This window comes from Mesorhizobium sangaii (genome assembly GCF_014207355.1).
In the GTDB taxonomy this organism is placed as follows: domain Bacteria; phylum Pseudomonadota; class Alphaproteobacteria; order Rhizobiales; family Rhizobiaceae; genus Mesorhizobium; species Mesorhizobium sangaii.
This window is the reverse complement of sequence record NZ_JACHEF010000003.1, coordinates 151759-169077: the sequence shown is the minus strand read 5'-3', so window position 1 is coordinate 169077 and position 17319 is coordinate 151759. Positions and strand designations below refer to the sequence as shown.

General features: G+C 63.5%; 15 protein-coding genes. 7 read left to right on the top strand and 8 right to left on the bottom strand.

Going from position 1 to position 17319, the window contains the following annotated elements:
* The first annotated feature begins 19 nt into the window (after window positions 1-19).
* Window positions 20-1462 carry an MFS transporter gene (locus HNQ71_RS15850; protein WP_184873506.1) on the top strand — a complete coding sequence of 481 codons (1443 nt, stop codon included), beginning with the start codon at window positions 20-22 and terminating at the stop codon, window positions 1460-1462.
* Between the two features lie 42 nt (window positions 1463-1504).
* On the opposite strand, the gene HNQ71_RS15845 is transcribed toward HNQ71_RS15850, so the two are convergent.
* Complete coding sequence (locus HNQ71_RS15845; protein ID WP_184873505.1) at window positions 1505-2209, bottom strand: nitroreductase; 705 nt, start codon at window positions 2207-2209, stop codon at window positions 1505-1507.
* A gap of 225 nt (window positions 2210-2434) precedes the next feature.
* On the opposite strand from HNQ71_RS15845, the gene HNQ71_RS15840 reads away from it, so the two are divergent.
* The 5 genes from HNQ71_RS15840 to HNQ71_RS15820 all read left to right on the top strand — a co-directional run bounded on the left by HNQ71_RS15840 (window position 2435) and on the right by HNQ71_RS15820 (window position 10056).
* On the top strand, window positions 2435-2977 hold the full coding sequence (locus HNQ71_RS15840; protein ID WP_184874364.1) for a cupin domain-containing protein: 543 nt from the start codon (window positions 2435-2437) through the stop codon (window positions 2975-2977).
* Window positions 2978-3079: 102 nt separating this feature from the next.
* Window positions 3080-5533 (top strand): GcvT family protein, encoded by a 2454-nt coding sequence (locus HNQ71_RS15835; protein WP_184873504.1) that lies wholly within the window; start codon window positions 3080-3082, stop codon window positions 5531-5533.
* Window positions 5530-6435 carry a homocysteine S-methyltransferase family protein gene (locus HNQ71_RS15830; RefSeq protein ID WP_184873503.1) on the top strand — a complete coding sequence of 302 codons (906 nt, stop codon included), beginning with the start codon at window positions 5530-5532 and terminating at the stop codon, window positions 6433-6435. The genes HNQ71_RS15835 and HNQ71_RS15830 overlap by 4 nt, the downstream gene beginning before the upstream one ends.
* Window positions 6428-7609 (top strand): pyridoxal phosphate-dependent aminotransferase, encoded by a 1182-nt coding sequence (locus tag HNQ71_RS15825; RefSeq protein WP_184873502.1) that lies wholly within the window; start codon window positions 6428-6430, stop codon window positions 7607-7609. Before HNQ71_RS15830 ends, HNQ71_RS15825 begins: the two co-directional genes overlap by 8 nt.
* The gene (locus HNQ71_RS15820; protein WP_184873501.1) at window positions 7606-10056 is read left to right on the top strand and encodes a GcvT family protein; all 2451 of its coding nucleotides are present in this window, start codon (window positions 7606-7608) and stop codon (window positions 10054-10056) included. Before HNQ71_RS15825 ends, HNQ71_RS15820 begins: the two co-directional genes overlap by 4 nt.
* 45 nt (window positions 10057-10101) lie before the next feature.
* Here HNQ71_RS15820 and HNQ71_RS15815 read toward each other — a convergent pair whose 3' ends face one another.
* Genes HNQ71_RS15815 through HNQ71_RS15785 form a run of 7 tightly spaced genes read right to left on the bottom strand, consistent with a single transcriptional unit; the run spans window position 10102 to window position 16663 of the window.
* Window positions 10102-10689 (bottom strand): NAD(P)H-dependent oxidoreductase, encoded by a 588-nt coding sequence (locus tag HNQ71_RS15815; RefSeq protein ID WP_184873500.1) that lies wholly within the window; start codon window positions 10687-10689, stop codon window positions 10102-10104.
* The gene (locus tag HNQ71_RS15810; protein WP_184873499.1) at window positions 10689-11270 is read right to left on the bottom strand and encodes an NAD(P)H-dependent oxidoreductase; all 582 of its coding nucleotides are present in this window, start codon (window positions 11268-11270) and stop codon (window positions 10689-10691) included. Before HNQ71_RS15810 ends, HNQ71_RS15815 begins: the two co-directional genes overlap by 1 nt.
* Window positions 11270-12673 (bottom strand): FAD-binding oxidoreductase, encoded by a 1404-nt coding sequence (locus HNQ71_RS15805; RefSeq protein ID WP_184874363.1) that lies wholly within the window; start codon window positions 12671-12673, stop codon window positions 11270-11272. The genes HNQ71_RS15810 and HNQ71_RS15805 overlap by 1 nt, the downstream gene beginning before the upstream one ends.
* Window positions 12673-13974: a cytosine deaminase gene (locus HNQ71_RS15800; protein ID WP_184873498.1), complete on the bottom strand. Its 1302-nt coding sequence runs from the start codon at window positions 13972-13974 to the stop codon at window positions 12673-12675. The genes HNQ71_RS15805 and HNQ71_RS15800 overlap by 1 nt, the downstream gene beginning before the upstream one ends.
* Window positions 13975-13978: 4 nt before the next feature.
* Window positions 13979-14830, bottom strand: coding sequence for an ABC transporter permease (locus tag HNQ71_RS15795; protein WP_184873497.1), 852 nt, complete (start codon window positions 14828-14830; stop codon window positions 13979-13981).
* Window positions 14817-15647, bottom strand: coding sequence for an ABC transporter ATP-binding protein (locus HNQ71_RS15790; protein WP_184873496.1), 831 nt, complete (start codon window positions 15645-15647; stop codon window positions 14817-14819). The genes HNQ71_RS15795 and HNQ71_RS15790 overlap by 14 nt, the downstream gene beginning before the upstream one ends.
* An 11-nt stretch (window positions 15648-15658) precedes the next feature.
* On the bottom strand, window positions 15659-16663 hold the full coding sequence (locus HNQ71_RS15785; RefSeq protein WP_095087295.1) for an ABC transporter substrate-binding protein: 1005 nt from the start codon (window positions 16661-16663) through the stop codon (window positions 15659-15661).
* 265 nt (window positions 16664-16928) lie between these two features.
* Here HNQ71_RS15785 and HNQ71_RS15780 point away from each other — a divergent pair, with 265 nt between their 5' ends.
* Window positions 16929-17312, top strand: a complete 384-nt coding sequence (locus HNQ71_RS15780) for a RidA family protein (protein WP_184873495.1) — start codon at window positions 16929-16931, stop codon at window positions 17310-17312.
* Window positions 17313-17319 lie beyond the last annotated feature (7 nt).

Genomic DNA, 17319 nt, shown 5'->3' with positions numbered 1-17319 from the left:
GTTTGGTTCGAACATCCCCATGACCGCAGAAATATCCGCCGGCGCCACCGATCGCGCCGATGTGTCGGCCAGAGCCTTGCTCCTGCTGCCACTGACGGTTGCCTGCGGCGTCTTCATGACCAGCCTCGACCAGAATGTCGTGGTGACGGCGCTGCCCGGTATCGGCGAAAGCCTCGGCCGCCCGCCCAGCCAGCTCGGCCTGCTGATCACCGTCTATGTCGCCAGCCTGATCATCTCGATGCCGCTTGGCGGCTGGGCCGCCGATCGCTTCGGCCTTCGCAATGTCTATTGCTTTGCCTTGCTGGTGTTCGCCACCGCGTCGGCCCTGTGCGGGCTGTCCGACAATATCTGGATGCTGGTCGGCGCCCGCGCGCTGCAAGGGTTCGGCGGCGCTTTGATGGGAACGCTCGGCCAGGTCGTCATCCTGCAGACCTTTCCGCGCAGCCGCACGCTGAAGATCAACATGTACATCTCGCTGGCCGGCCAGTCCGGGCCGCTGGTCGGCCCGCTCGTCGGCGGCGCGCTGACCACCTACATTTCCTGGCGCTGGATCTTCTTCATCAACGTGCCGTTCGCGCTGGCGGCGGCTTTCCTTGCCGCCTCGCTGTTTCCGACAGTGACCAAGCCGGTGCGCACGCCGTTCGATTTTCCGGGCTTTCTGCTGGTCGGCAGCGGCATGGTGCTGCTGGTCTTCGGCATGGATTCACTTGCCGCCAAGGACGCTGCCGGGAGCGTCATCGCCGGTGAACTGGCGCTGGCGCTCGTCATCCTGACCATTGCCTCGTTCTACTGCCTGCGCGTGCGCAATCCGCTGCTCGATCTCAAGCTCCTGCGCATCCGCACCTTCCGCATCTCCTTCCTGACCGGCGGCGGCCTGGACACGATCGGCCTCAGCTCGGTCGTCTTCCTGCTGCCTCTGATGTTCCAGCTCGGCTTCGGCATGAGCGCGGTGCAGGCGGGATCTCTGACTTTCGTTGCCGCGGTCGGTTCGGTGGCGATGCGCTTCTTCATGCCGCGTGTCCTCAACCGTTTCGGCTTCCGCCGCGTGCTGGTCTGCAACACGCCGATCGTCGCCGCCATGGTCGCCGGCTTTGCCTTGATGCAGGCAACCACACCGGTCTGGATCGTGCTTGCCTACATCTTCGTCTTCGGAGTCTTCCGCTCCGCGCAATGGGCGTCGACCGGCAACCTCGCCTATTCCGACATCGCCCCCGAGCAACTCGCCCGCTTCAGCGCGCTCTATTACATCCTGTGGCAGCTCGCGGTGGCGATCAGCGTCGGCCTCGCCGCCGCGGCACTGTCGTTTCTCGCCGGCGGAGGTCCGGCGATCGCCAACGATTTTCGGATCCTGTTCGTGATCGAGGGCGTCATCACGCTGTGCGCGCTGCTCGCCTATCTCAAGCTGACGCCGCAGGACGGCGCCCATGTCAGCGGTCACGGCGCACAGATGAACACGGAATAGTGCTGGACGCCCAGTTGGCCGGTTCTGGCCAAGGCGGCCGGCTTACTCGCTGAACGTCACCCACTCTTCCAGCGGTACGCGGTCAGTGCGGAAGGTGTTTTCGGGTTTGGAAATGTCCTCATGGCCAAGCGCCATGCCGCAGACGACGATCTCCTCGTCGGGAATATTGAGCACCGGCCTGATCTGCCGGTGATAGGGGGCGAACGCCGCTTGTGGGCAGGTGTGCAAACCCCTGCCCCGCGCCGCGACCATGATGTTTTGCAAGAACATGCCGTAGTCGATCCATGAACCCTGGTTGAGCCGGCGGTCGATTGTGAAGATCATGCCGACCGGCGCGTCGAAGAAGACGAAGTTGCGGTCGTGCTGGGCGCGCATCTTGTCGACCTCGCGGCGGCCGATGCCGAGCGCGCCATAGAGCCCGAAGCCGTTGGCGCGTCGTCGTGTCAGATAGGGCTCGAAGAACTGGGTCGGATAGTAGCGGTACTCGTCCCAATCGGCCTTTTCGGCGCGGATGCCCGAGTTGAGGATGGCGTCGGTGATCTGCTGCTTGGTCTCGCCCTTGGTGACGTAGACCTTCCACGGCTGCATGTTGGTGCCGGATGGAGCGCGCGCCGCAACCGACAGAATGGCGCGGATGGTGTCGTCGTCGATCATGTCGGGCAGGAATGCGCGCACCGAGCGGCGCGACAGGATCGCCTCGTCGACAATCTCGGCCTCGTCCGCAATTCGGGTGTTCTTTTCAAGCATGGGCCGTCCTTTAACCCTCGTCTCGACCAGACGTCCCCACTCGCCGTTCGTGCCCGAGCCTTTGCATGAACCGCCAAAATCCTGCAAGCAAATCTTGAGCATCTGTGAAAATCCACTTGATTTTTTCATGAGCTTCATTTCTCATGAAATTCGGATGCAAATTTTCATGAAGTGAGCGTTTTGCCTTCACCTATCGCACGAACATTGCAGGGACCTGACGAACGCGTGCTGGCCGGCGATATCAGGGCGCTGCGCAAGGCGCGCGGGCTTACGCTTGCCGAGATCGGCCTGAAGCTTGGCCGTTCCGTCGGCTGGGTCAGCCAGGTCGAGCGTGGTCTGTCGACGCCATCGCTCAGCGACCTCAGAGCCTTCGCTGAACTGTTCGGCGTGCCGATCAGCCTGTTCTTCAGCCATGACGTGCCGGTCGAAAGCGAGCGTGGCGTTGTTGTGCGTGCCGGCAGGCGCCGCACGCTTGGCACAAGCGAATCCGGCCTGGTGGAGGAGCTTCTGTCGCCCGATCTCGGCGGTAGCTTCGAGATGGTGCGTTCGGTCTTCGCGCCGGGCGCGGAGCTGAAGACCGAGGCGCGCCGGCCGACTGAGGAGGCCGGATACGTCGCGTCGGGACTGTTCGACATCGAGATATCGGGCGTCTGGCATCGGCTCGGCGAAGGCGACTCCTTTCGCTTCGAAGGCAAGCCCTACCGCTGGCGCAATCCGGGTACCGAGCCGGCAGTTGTCATCTGGGTGGTTGCGCCACCAGTCTATTGAATGCATGTCGCCCAAAGCGTGCAGCGGCTTGGGACAACGACAGGCATCAAAAACAAAAAATGGAAAGCGCAACGCGCTTTGGGTTTTGTCAGGGAGAAGAACATGGCCGGTTTGCCGAGCACGGCACGCGTGGTGATCATCGGAGGGGGTGCCGTCGGCACGTCCGCGCTCTATCATCTCGCCAAAGCGGGCTGGACCGACTGCGTGCTGCTCGAAAAGAACGAGCTGACCTCCGGCTCGACCTGGCATGCCGCCGGCAATGTGCCGACCTTCTCCTCGTCCTGGTCGCTAATGAACATGCAGCGCTATTCGACCGAGCTCTATCGCGGGCTGGCCGAAGCGGTCGACTATCCCATGAACTACCACGTCACCGGTTCGGTGCGCCTCGCCCACTCGGTCGAGCGCATGCAGGAGTTCCAGCGCGCAAAGGGCATGGGCCGCTATCAGGGCATGGACATCGACGTCGTTGGCGTCGACGAGATCAAACGCCGCTACCCCTTCATCGAGACGCATGATCTGAAAGGCGCGCTCTACGATCCGAGCGACGGGGACATCGATCCGGCGCAGTTGACCCAGGCGCTGGCCAAGGGCGCGCGCGACATGGGCGCCAGGATCATCCGCTTCTGTCCGGTCACCGGCGTGCGCCGCGAGAACGATGAATGGGTGGTCGAGACAGCGCAAGGCGAAATCCGCTGCGAGATCGTCGTCAATGCCGCCGGCTACCGCGCCGCCGAAGTCGGCAAGATGTTCGGCCGCGAGGTGCCGATGATGGTGATGAGCCATCAGTACATATTGTTCGAGGAAATCCCCGAACTGGCGGCCTGGTCGAAGGAGCAGGGCAAGAAACTGCCGCTGCTGCGCGACGTCGACACCTCCTACTATCTGCGCCAGGAAAAGAACGGCATGAATCTCGGCCCCTATGAGCGCAACTGCCGCGCGCATTGGGCGACCCACAATGATCCGATGCCGGAGGACTTTTCCTTCCAGTTGTTCCCCGACGACCTCGACCGGCTCGAACATTATCTGGCCGATGCCGTCGCCCGCGTGCCGATCCTGGGCACCGCCGGCCTGTCCAAGGTCATCAACGGTCCGATCCCCTATACGCCGGACGGCAATCCGCTGATCGGGCCGATGCCCGGCGTTCCCAACGCCTTCGAGGCGTGCGTCTTCACCTTCGGCATCGCCCAGGGCGGCGGCGCCGGCAAGGTGCTGGCCGAATGGGTGACACAGGGCCAGACCGAATGGGACATGTGGTCGTGCGATCCACGCCGTTTCACCTCCTTTGCTGCCGCGCCGGACTATTGCGTCGCCAAGGGCATGGAGATTTACGGCAACGAATACGCCATCCAGTTCCCGCGCCATGCCTGGCCGGAGGGCCGTGATCGCAAGCTGTCGCCGATCCATGATCGCATCAAGGCCCTCGGCGCCCGCTTCGATGCCTATAATGGCTGGGAACGCGCCACCTGGTATGCCAAGGATGGCGACGACATTTCCGAGGAAGCGACGCTGACCTTCCGTCGCGAAGGACCGTGGCACAATCGCGTCCGCGAGGAATGCCTGGCCGTCCGCGACGCGGCCGGCATCCTTGACCTGCCGGGCTTCTCGCGCTTCAACCTCGACGGCCCGGGTGCTGCCGAATGGTTGAGCCTGCAGGTCACCGGGCTGGTGCCGAAGCCCGGCCGCATCGGCCTCGTCTATTTCGCGGACGACGAGGGCCGCATCGTCACCGAAATGTCGGTCGTGCGCCATGATGAGAACCTGATGACGCTGATCACCGCGGCGGTCGCGCAATGGCATGATTTCGAGTGGCTGAAATCCCGCATGCCCAAAGGTGCGCCGTTCAGGCTGATCGACCGCACCGAGGAATTTTCCACCCAGATCCTGGCCGGCCCGAACTCGCGAAAAATCCTCGCCGCTGTCTGCAGCGCCGACCTTGCTTTGCCGTGGCTGACACACCAAGAGACGAAGATCGCCGGCCGCTGGGCGAAGCTGGTGCGCGTCTCCTTCGCCGGCGAACTCGGCTGGGAAATCCACACCAGGGTCGACGACACCGCGGCCATCTTTGATGCCATCTGCGCGGTCGGAGAGCAGCATGGCCTGAGACCATTCGGCATGTACGCGCTGGATTCGCTCCGGCTCGAAAAAGGCTACCGCACCTGGAAGGGTGACCTGACGACCGACTATTCGATCCTCCAAGGCGGATTGGAGCGCTTCGTCAAATGGGACAAGCCGGATTTCCGCGGCAAGGCGGCACTGCTGAACGAGAAGCAGCAAGGCGTGAAGAAGCGTTTCGTCACGCTGGTCGTCGAGAACCCCGGTGACTGCGACGCCCCTTCTGTTTCCACACTCTGGCACGAAGGCAAGATCGTCGGCGAAACGACATCGGGCGGCTGGGGTCATAGGATCGACAAGTCGATCGCGCTCGGCATGCTGCGCGCCGATCTGGCGGAGCCGGGAACAAGGATCGAGGTCGAAATCTTCGGCGACCGATTTCAGGCGGTCGTGCAGAAGGACGAGCCTTTGTGGGATCCGAAGAACGAGAGGCTGCGCGCATGAAGAAGATCATCCTCACGGATGGCGGCATGGGCCAGGAATTGGTCCGCCGCAGCAAATCCGAGCCGACGCCACTATGGTCGGCCAGAGTACTGATCGACGAGCCGGATCTCGTGCGCGACCTGCACGCGGAATTTATCCGTGCCGGCGCCCGCGTCATCACCATAAACACCTATTCGGCGACACCCGAACGCCTGGCGCGCGAGGGCGCGGAAGAGCTCTTCAAGCCACTGCAGAAGCGCGGCATCGAGCTTGCAAGGCAGGCCTGCGACCAGGCCGGCGAGGCAACCATCGCCGGCTGCCTGTCACCGCTTTTCGGCAGCTACGCGCCCGCGCTGACCATTTCATATCAGGATACGCTCGATATCTATCGCCGCATCGTTGCCGAGCAGGCGGATGGCGTCGACCTGTTCCTCTGCGAGACCATGGCGTCTACCGAGGAGGCGGGTGCGGCCGTCACCGCCGCGTCGGAAAGCGGCAAACCCATATGGGTATCGTGGACACTGGCCGATCACGGCAAGCCACGCCTGCGCAGTGGCGAGACAATAGCCGCTGCGGCAAGCGCGCTCGACGGCCTGACTGTCGCCGCGCGGCTGCTTAACTGCTGCCGGCCGGAAGCGATCGCCGCGGCTTTGCCTGAACTGATCGAACTCGGCGGCCCGGTCGGCGCCTATGCCAATGGCTTCACCTCCACCGAAGCGCTCAAGCACGGCGGCACCGTCGATGTGCTGCATGCCCGCCACGACCTCGGTCCGGATGCCTATGCCGACCAGGCCATCGGCTGGGTGGAGGCCGGCGCGAGCATTGTCGGCGGCTGCTGCGAAGTCGGACCGCCACATATCGCCGCGCTGCGCGACCGGCTCGAACAGGCCGGCTACGAAATTTCGGGAGATATACATGCCTAGACCATCATCGCGCATCTCCGGCATCGTGCCTTCGGGCAAGGATGGCTGGGAAGTCCATTTCGCCGCCTGGACCCGCAAGGAGGCCGGCGAAGACATCATTATGTTGTCGGTCGGCGACCATGATTTCGATACGCCTTCGGAAACGATCGAAGCCTGTGTGGCAGCGGTTCGCGGCAGCAATCACCACTACACCCCGCTTCCCGGCCTGCCACGCCTGCGCAAGGCAATGGCGGCGGCCTCGAGCGCCTGCACCGGCGTCGAGACGACACCGGACCAGGTCATCGCCACGCCGGGCGGCCAGGCCGCACTCTACGCGGCCGTGCAGGCCGTTCTCGACCAGGGCGATCATGCCATCGTGGTGGCGCCCTACTACGCCACCTATCCCAACACGTTCAGCGCCGCCGGCGCCAGCTTCACCGTGGTCGAGACACCGGCCGAGGACGGCTTCCAGCCTCATGCCGACATGATCCGCGCAGCACTTCGGCCGAACACCCGCGCAATCCTGATCAACACGCCGAACAACCCGACCGGTGCGGTCTATTCGCGCGAGCGGCTGGAACAGCTGGCCGAGGTCTGCAGGGAGCATGATCTCTGGCTGTTATCCGACGAGGTCTACTGGACGCTGGGGGGCGGTGAGCACGTCTCGCCGCGTTCGTTGCCTGGCATGGCCGAGCGCACTCTGGTCATCAATTCCATGTCGAAGAGCCACGGCATGACCGGCTGGCGCATGGGCTGGCTGACGGGTCCGCAAGAGATGATCTCGCTGCTGGTCAATCTCAATCTGGTGACGACCTATGGCTTGCCGGCCTTCATCTCGATTGCCTGCTCCGAAGCGCTCGAGAACCGCTATGGCGTCAAGGAAATCGCCGAACGCTACGCTGCGCGGCGCACAGTCTTGCTCGACGCCGTGCGTGGCATGAACGATGTCACCGTGCGCGGTTCTGAAGGCGGTATGTACGTCATGCTCGACATATCGGCCGTCGAACCCGACGACGAGAAATTCGCCTGGGCCTTGCTCGAGAGGGAAAAGGTCGGCGTGATGCCCGGCTCCAGCTTCGGCGAGGCCGCCGCCGGCCACATTCGCATCAGCCTTTGCCAGCCGGAGCCCGTGCTGCAGGAAGCAGCACTTCGGCTGCGCCGTTTTGCTTCCAGCTATCGCCGCGAGGCCGCATGACCGCCAAGGCCATCCCCACCAAGGCAAGAGCGGTCATCATAGGCGGCGGCGTCTCCGGCTGTTCGGTCGCCTATCATCTGGCCAAGCTCGGCTGGACCGACATCGTGCTCCTGGAGCGCAAGCAGCTGACGTCGGGCACGACCTGGCACGCTGCCGGCCTGATCGGCCAGTTGCGCGGCTCGCAGAACATGACCCGGCTGGCGAAATATTCGGCCGACCTATACGTCAAGCTGGAAGCCGAAACCGAGGTCGGCACCGGAATGCGGCAGGTCGGCTCGATCACCGTCGCGCTGACCGAGGAGCGCAAGCACGAAATCTACCGGCAGGCCTCGCTTGCCCGTGCCTTCGACGTCGACGTGCGCGAAATTTCGCCCAATGAAGTCAAGGAGATGTACCCGCATCTCAATGTCTCCGACGTCGTTGGCGCCGTGCATCTGCCGCTCGACGGCCAGTGCGACCCCGCCAACATTGCGATGGCGCTGGCCAAGGGCGCGCGCCAGCGCGGCGCCACCATCGTCGAGAATGTCAAGGTCACCAAGGTCCAAACCAAGGCCGGTCGCGTCACCGGCGTGTCGTGGGCGCAAGGCGAGGATCAAGGCACGATCGAAGCCGACATTGTCGTCAACTGTGCAGGTATGTGGGCGCGTGAGCTTGGCGCCCAGAATGGCGTCACTATCCCGCTGCATGCCTGCGAGCACTTTTACCTCGTCACCGAGCCGATCCCCGGCCTCTCTCGCCTGCCGGTGCTGCGCGTGCCGGACGAATGCGCCTACTACAAGGAAGACGCCGGCAAGATGATGCTCGGCGCCTTCGAGCCGGTGGCCAAGCCCTGGGGCATGGACGGCATCCGCGAGGATTTCTGCTTCGACCAGTTGCCCGAGGACATGGACCATTTCGAGCCGATCCTCGAAATGGGCGTCAACCGCATGCCGATGCTGGCGACCGCCGGCATCCACACCTTCTTCAACGGTCCCGAAAGCTTCACCCCCGACGACCGCTACTATCTTGGCGAGGCGCCGGAACTGTCCGGCTACTGGATGGCGACCGGCTACAACTCGATCGGCATCGTCTCCTCCGGCGGCGCCGGCATGGCGCTGGCGCAGTGGATCAATGACGGCGAAGCACCCTTTGATCTGTGGGAAGTCGACATTCGCCGCGCCCAGCCGTTCCAGAAGAACCGCCGCTATTTGAAGGAGCGCGTCTCCGAAACGCTCGGCCTGCTCTACGCCGACCATTTCCCCTATCGGCAGATGGCGACATCGCGCAATGTCCGTCGCTCACCCCTGCATGAGCATCTCAAGGCGCGTGGCGCCGTCTTCGGCGAGGTCGCCGGATGGGAGCGTGCCAACTGGTTTGCCCGTGACGGTCAGGAACGCGAATACCGCTATTCCTGGAAACGGCAGAACTGGTTCGACAACCAGCGCGAGGAACATCTGGCGGTCAGGAACAAGGTCGGTCTTTTCGACATGACCTCGTTCGGCAAGATCCGGGTCGAGGGCCGTGACGCCTGTGCTTTCCTGCAAAAGCTCTGCGCCAACGACATGGATGTGGCGCCGGGCAAGATCGTTTACACGCAGATGCTAAACCAGCGCGGCGGCATCGAGAGCGACCTCACCGTCTCGCGGCTGTCCGAGACAGCCTACTTCCTCGTCGTCCCCGGCGCGACGCTGCAGCGCGACCTCGCCTGGCTGCGCAAGCACCTGACCGACGAGTTCGTGGTCGTCACCGACGTAACGGCGACCGAAGCCGTGCTCTGCCTGATGGGGCCGGACTCGCGAAAGCTGATCCAGAAGGTCAGCCCGAACGATTTCTCCAACGAAGCCAACCCGTTCGGGACGTTTCAGGAGATCGAGATCGGCATGGGCCTGGCCCGCGCCCATCGCGTCACCTATGTCGGTGAACTCGGCTGGGAGCTCTATGTCTCGACCGACCAGGCAGCCCATGTCTTCGAGGCGATCGACGAGGCCGGCGCCGATGTCGGCCTGAAGCTGTGCGGCCTGCACACGCTGGATTCCTGCCGCATCGAAAAGGCCTTCCGGCATTTCGGCCACGACATCACTGATGAGGACAATGTGCTGGAAGCAGGCCTCGGCTTTGCCGTGAAGACGGCCAAGAGCGACTTCATCGGTCGCGATGCGGTGCTGCGGAAGAAGGAGGCCGGCCTGTCACGCCGGCTGGTGCAGTTCCGGTTGAAGGAGCCGCAACCCCTGCTCTTCCACAACGAGGCGATACTGCGCGACGGCAAGATCGTCGGTCCGATCACCTCGGGCAATTACGGCCATCATCTTGGCGGCGCCATTGGGCTGGGCTATGTGCCGTGCCAGGGCGAGAGCGAGGCGGATGTGCTGGCCTCGTCTTACGAGATCGAGATCGCCGGCGAGCGTTTTGCTGCGGAAGCCTCGCTGAAGCCGATGTATGACCCGAAGTCGGAGCGGACGAGGATGTAAGCGCTTATCCTTCTCCCCGTAAACGGAGAGAAGGACGCTAACCCCTCAAAACCGCTCCAGCTTCGCCCGTACCTTCGCCAGAAACGAAGCCCGCGTTTGTGGCGTCGAGGCATCCATGAGGTAGTGCGCCAGGAAGAAGGTCCGGCAGCGCGTCGCGCACAGCGCTCGCATGCCGCGCAGCAGGGTCTTGCGTCCGGGCTGGCCGACGACGACGCTCCACCAGGTCGGCGCACCGCAGGTTGTGATGACACCGACCTTGGTCACATGCGTCATCAGCGACTTGATCCGCCCCTTGCCCGCCGGCAGCTTGAAGGCGACGTCCGTCGCCCACACCCGGTCGAGCCACCCCTTCAGCATCGCCGGCAGCCCGTACCACCAGGTCGGATAGACGAACAGGATCGCTTCGGCCCAGTTGAGCAGCTCGATATGCGGCTTCAGCGCCGGATCCTGCGGCGCCTGTTCATTGTAGGAACGCCGTTCGTCGCAGCCCATCACCGGGTCGAATTTTTCCGCATAGAGGTCGAGCAGCCGCACCTCCCAGCCTCGCGCCTTCAGCACCTCGACGGCAGTGTCACGGATCGCCGCGCAAAAGCTCTCCGGCACCGGATGGCAGTAGACCACCAGTGCCCGCATCAGAAGGCGTCCATGCCGGCCGCGACCTTGGCCATGAAGGCCTTGCGCGTCTCAATGGTCGACAGGTTCATCGCATAATGCGCGAGATAGCTCACCGGCGCACCGGGCTTTACGGTGGCGCGCAGCATGCGCTTGACAAGCTTGCGCGGCGGGTCGCCCATCAGCATGGCGCGGAACCGGCTGCCGCCATAGGTGGTCACCGCCGCGACCTTGATGATGTTGTGCAGCGACGGCTGCACCTTGCCGTTGACCAGCTTGAACGACACGCCAGGCAGGAAGACGCGATCGAAGAAACCTTTCAGGACCGCCGGAAAGCCATAGTTCCAGACCGGATAGGAAAGCACCAGCGCTTCGGCGCGCAGCAGGCGCTCGACATAGGGCGCCACAGGGTCGGCCGGGCCGCGCTCATTGTGGTAGTCCAGCCGCTCCTGGCGCGTCAGCCGCGGATCGAAATCCTCGGCGTAGAGATCGCAGTCGTCGACCTTGTGGCCCGCCGCCGTCAGCCGCTCGACGATCATCCGGTGCAGGCCGGCATTGAAGCTGGTCTCGACCGGATGGGCGTGGAGGACGAGGATGTTCATCAGCCGGCCTTTTGCAGCCCCTTGAACAGGAATGTCCGGCCCGAACGGTAGTCATAGTCCGGGTTCTCCCAGGCGATCATCTTGCCGGGGTTGAGCAGGCCTTGCGGATCGGTCTCGCGCTTGAAGGCAAGCTGCACCGCGTCCGTCTGCTTCATGCCGCCCTCTTCCAGCGTGTAGCGGTGCGGGTTGAAGATCGGGCAGCCATTCTCCTCGTGCAGGCGCACGATTTCGTCGAGCCGCGCTTCGGTGGTGAACTTGACCAGCGGCAGGCCGAAGCAGGTGATGTTGCCGTCCAGCCGCACGAATTCCAGATGCGAAAAAACCTCGCCAGGAAACATCGCGTCCATCTTCTCGACCAGCGCCAACTGGTTGGGGAAGGGATAGAGCGATTGCAGGTAGGTGATCGAGGGATCGACGCGCAGCGCCCTGAGCGTGGTGTGGTTCCAGGCCAGCTCATAGGCGGGCGGCAGGCCCTTCTTGTCCTCCGGCGTCACTGTGGCGGCATTGAAAATAACCTCTCCGCCGGCACGGCGAGTGAAGGCCAGGAAGGCATCGAGCCCATGCTGCGCCACCATGACGACACAGATGCTCTGCCCTTCCCCGAGGAACTTCTGGTGCCGCTTGAAATAGAGCTGCGGCACGGGCGCCGCTATCGGCGTGATCAGCTTGGTCAGGATGCCGTCCTGGCAAGCCAGCGCATTGCCATAGCGGGCCGCCGCCATGAAGCTGTCGAAACCGACGATGACATCGATCCAGTCATAGGCTGATGTCAGCGGCATCTCGACTTCGGTGATGATGCCGTTGGTGCCATAGGCGTGGGTCACCTTGTGCAGATCCTCGCCGGTGAGTTCGAGCGCCTTCGGCTCGGCCTCCATGGTCACCACGCGCAGGCGAAGCACATTGCCGAAATCGCGCAGGCCACCGAAATTGATCGAACCGACGCCGCCCGAACCGCCGGCGATGAAACCGCCGATCGAGGCGGTGTTGTAGGTGGAGGGCGACAGCCGGAGTTCCTGGCCGGAATGCGCCCGCGTTGCCTTGTCGATGTCCGCCAGGACCGCACCTGGCCCGGTCACCACGCGTCCCGGCGCGATCGACTTGATTTGGTTCATCTCGGCAAGGTTGAGCACCACGCCACCGGAGAGCGGCATCGCCTGCCCATAATTGCCGGTGCCGCTGCCGCGCGGTGTCACCGGCACGCCATGCCTGTGGCAGGCCGCAAGCACTCGGATCAGCTCGGCCTCGTTCTTCGGCGTCACGATCAGGTCGCCGGTGACATGGTCGAGCTGCTGCTTCAGCACCGGGCTGTACCAGTAGAAGTCGCGGCTCTTCTGCTGGACGATGGCCGGATTGTCGTCGAGCTTCAGCCCGTCGAGATCGCGTTTGAGCGCCGAAACGTCCATCATTCCACCATTAGTTCATCGAGTTCGGCATAGTCGGGCAATTGCCGGTCGATCGCGCGCCCGCCGCGCACGACGATGCGATCCGATTCGGGCCGCGACAGCAATTCCGTCCAGCTCCTGCCTTTGAACACGATGAAGTCGGCATCACCGCCGGTGGCAAGCGTGCCGAAACCGTCGAGCCGCATCACCTTGGCCGGTGTCGCGGTGACCGCTTGCGGCCAGTCGGCGACCGGATGATCGAAATGCAGGATGCGCGTCGCCATGCGATAGACCTCAAGCATGTCGAGATCGCCATAGGCATAGAACGGGTCACGCGTGTTGTCGGAAGCAACGGCAACTGGAATGCCACGCGTCTTCATCTCGTGCAGCAGCGTCACGCCGCGCCAGCGCGGCGTGGTGTGGTCGCCGCGCCGGTCCTGCAAATAGAGATTGCACATCGGCAGCGACACGACCGCGAGCCCGGCCTTCGCCACCTTGTCCAGCGTGTCGAGCACGTCGAGATCGGGCTGGCGCGCCAGCGAGCAGCAATGGCCGACGAGGATGTTGCCCTCGAAGCCGTTCCACAGTGCCGCCTCGGCGATCTTCTTCAGCGAGATCGCGGCGATGTCGTCGGTCTCGTCGGCATGGAAATCGAGATCGAGGCCATGCTTGATCGCTTGCGCGAAGACATGGTCTAGCAGCTCTTCCAGATCCGGCACCATATAGGTGACGACACCGAGAACACCCTTGGCCGCGGCGACCCTTTTTGCCAGCCTGTCGAACCATTTTTTGTCGCGCACGCCCTCGATGCCGATCAGGCACGCGCCCTGCAGTTCGATGCGGCCGCGCCATGTCTCGCGCATCGTTTCGAACACCGGCCAGGAGATTTCCTCTTGCGGGGCGACGCTGTCGAGATGGGTGCGCAGTGCCCTGGTGCCATGCGCGTAGGCCGAGCGCAGCGAGAAATCCATGCGCCGCGCCACGTCCTCGGCGTTCCAGCGCGCGGCACGGTCGGCGCCGGTGGCGTTCAGCGCGCCCATGAAGGTGCCGTCGGGATTGGGCTTTCTCGGCCAGATATGGCCCTTGTCGATATGCGTATGGCAGTCGACGAAGCACGGCAAGATGATGCGGCCGCCAAGGTCTATGGCGTCCACTGGCACTGCTGTACGGCCATGCGCGTTGATGCTGGAAATCCTGCCGTCGGCGACAGCGATGTCCGCAAGCGCAAAGCCATCGCTGTCGAAAGCAGTGGTGAATCCCGGCGTCAGGGACGCGTGAACCCGTGCGTTGGCGAGGCGGTAGGAACCTGTGTTCGGTACCAAGGAACTACCGCTCCTGCTTCAGCGCGCTTTCGTGCCAGCGCCTTAGAATGAGATGCGAAATCAGCGACAGAACGAGGAAGATCACGATGCCGGTGAGCGAGATCAGGAACAGCGCCGCGAACAGCCGCGGCGCGTTGAGCCGATAACCGGCTTCGATGATGCGTGAGGCAAGCCCCGACGACTGCCCGGTAGCGCCGGCGACGAATTCGGCCACCACGGCGCCGATCAGAGACAGGCCGCCGGCGATCTTCAGCCCGCCCAGGAAATACGGCATCGCCGCGGGCAATCTGAGATAGCGCAACTGCTGCCAGCGCGTCGCGCCATTGAGCTTGAACATGTCGCGCAGGTTGCGGTCGACCGAATTGAGGCCGAGCGTGGTGTTGGAGAGGATCGGAAAGAAGGCGACGATCCAGGCGCAGAGCAGGAGCTTCGTCGTCTGGTTGTCGACATAGATGTTGATCAGCGGGAAGATCGCCACGATCGGCGTCACCTGCAGCACGATGGCGAACGGGAAGAACGACATCTCGACCCATTTCGATTGCGCGAACAACACCGCCAGTCCGACCCCGCCGACAACAGCGAGGAGCAGGCTGAGGAAGGTGATGCGCAAGGTGACCAGCAGGGCGGAAAACAGCAGGCCGGCATCGTTGTAGAGCGTCCACAGCACGACGCCGGGGCGCGGCAGGATGTATTGCGGGATCTCGTTCCACACGCAGATGCGATCCCATAGCCAGATCGCCAGGATCATGATCGCCAGTGGCAACACCCAGCGGCCAATCCGTTCGAGCCGCTCCTGGCGCACGCGGCGCGCTTCCTCGGGATCGAGTTTAAGCACGCCCTCGTCAATGGCCGTCATGATGCGCGCCTGCTGTTGAATTGATGGCCTTGACCAACACGTCGGAGGCCTGCCGGCACAACGCCGCATAGTCGGGCGAGGTCCGAAACGCCTCGTCGCGCGGATAGGCTGCCTCGATTGGGAGTTCGTCGAACACCCTGCCCGGCCGCGCCGCCATGACGACGACACGGTTGGAGAGGAACACGCTTTCGAAGACGCTGTGGGTGACGAAGACGACGGTGAAGCGCTCGTCCTGCCACAACTCCAGAAGATCGTTGTTGAGCTTGAAGCGGGTGATCTCGTCGAGCGCGGCGAACGGTTCGTCCATCAACAGCACCCGCGGTTTCGTCACCATGGCGCGCGCGATCGAGACACGCATCTTCATGCCGCCAGACAGTTCACGCGGCACCGCGTCTTCGAAGCCGGTCAGGTGCACCCGCGCCAACATTTCCGTCACCGCCGGCGCCGCCTTGGCGCGGGAAACGCCTTTCAGCCTGAGCGGCAGCCAGACATTGTCGAAGACGCTGGCCCAGGGCAGCAGCGTCGGCTCCTGGAAGACGAAGCCGATGTTCGAGCGGTCAAGCGAGCCGCCGCCGCGCCAGTCAAGCACGCCGGAGGTCGGCGTCGACAGGCCTGCGATTAGCCGCAGCGCCGTCGACTTGCCGCAACCCGACGGTCCGAGCAGGCTGAGGAAATCGCCTTCCCGGATCGTCAGGTCGACATCGCTGAGCGCCGTCACGCCGTTGGAAAAGACCTTGCCGACGCCGCGCAGCGCCAGCAATGTCGGAGCGACATCCGACGCGCTCGCCGGCGCTTGCGCCACATTCTCCTGCATCATGCCGGAACGGCCTACTTCTTGAGCTCGAGCCCGACGCCCTTGTTGACGAAGGTCAGCGTGTAGGCCTTCTTGATGTCGATGCCGGCTGGCGTGACCTTGGCCTTGACCATCTTGTCGTAGAAGCTCTGGATGCGCGCGTCGGTCATGGCGCCGATGCCGAGTTTTTCGGTGTCGCCTGAATCGGCAAGGCCGAACTTTTTCATCTGCTCGATCGAGAAGGCGATCTGCTCGTCGCTCATGTCAGGATTGTCTTTCTTGATCATGTCGTTGGCGGCCTTGTTGTCGCCGTAGAGATATTTGTACCAGCCCTTGGCCGAGCCATCGACGAAGCACTGGACCACCTCCGGCTTCTTGTCGATCGTGTCCTGCATCACCTCGATCGTCGTCGAGTAGGTGTCCCAGCCATAGTCGGCAAGCAGGAACTGGTTCGGTACGAAGCCGCCTTCCTTCTTGACCGCGAACGGCTCGGAGGTGACGTAGCCCTGCTGGATTGACTTCTTGTTGGCGAGGAACGGAGCGGTGTTGTAGGTGTAGGGTGCGCGCTTGGCGGCGTCGAAGCCGAGCTCGATGACCATCCACTGGAAGAAGGTCTGCACGCCCTCGTCGCCCAATATGTACTGGTCGGCATTCTTCAGATCTTCCCATTTGTCGAGCCCCTCGCCGGGGTGGGACATGATGACCTGCGGGTCCTTCTGGAAATCCGCCGCCACCACGCGCATCGGAATGCCTTGCTGGACGGCATCGAAGGCCGACAGCAGATTGCCACCCATGTAGAAATCGATCTTGCCGGCAAGCAGCATCGGCCGGCCGCTGACCTGCGGACCGCCCTGCATGATGGTGACGTCAAGGCCGCAAGCGGCGTAGGTGCCGTCAGCCACCGCCTGATAATATCCGCCATGTTCCGGCTCGGCCAACCAGTTGGTGCCGAAGGTGACTTTTTCATTCGCCGCGGCACCGAGCGTGCTGGCCGCAAGCAGGGCCACCACCGCCACCGAGATCTTCTGTTTTCCGTACATTAACATCACCCTTTGTTTGCTCCGGCACGCCACGCGCCAGGCTCGACACCAGAGATTCAAGAAGCAAGACACATGCCACCGGCGTCTTGCGCCGGGACCGCCCGCTTGCACCACAGCCATCTGCGAAAGCCGGACGGGTCGTGCTGCAACAGGTGCATCGTGCCTATTTTTTGAACGCCTGTCCACAATCGCCCCAGCGACATGCACCGCCATCTTGAAGGCATGGTGCATCCGGATTTAGGCTACCGACGAACCGGAGATTGCCATGTTCAAGTTCCTTACCCCGAAGTCGATCAAGCCGCCCTTTGCCCGCTACAGCCACGGCGTCGAGGTGCCCGCCGGCAAGCGGCTGGTGCTGTGCTCGGGTCAGGTCGCAATCACGGTGGACGACCAGATACCGGAAGATGCCGGCGCGCAGGCCGAACTCTGCTTCCGCAACATCGCGGCAGTGCTCGGAGAGGCCGGTCTGGGGCTGCAGGATATCGTCCGCATTAACGCCTACGTCACCGACCGCGTGCACCTGCGGCCGTATATGGATGTCCGCGACCGGCTGTTTTCCAGCCCGGCGCCGGCCTCGACGCTGATGATCGTCTCCGGCTTCGCCCGGCCGGAGTTCAAGGTCGAGGTCGAGGCCATCGCGGCTGGGTGATCGACAG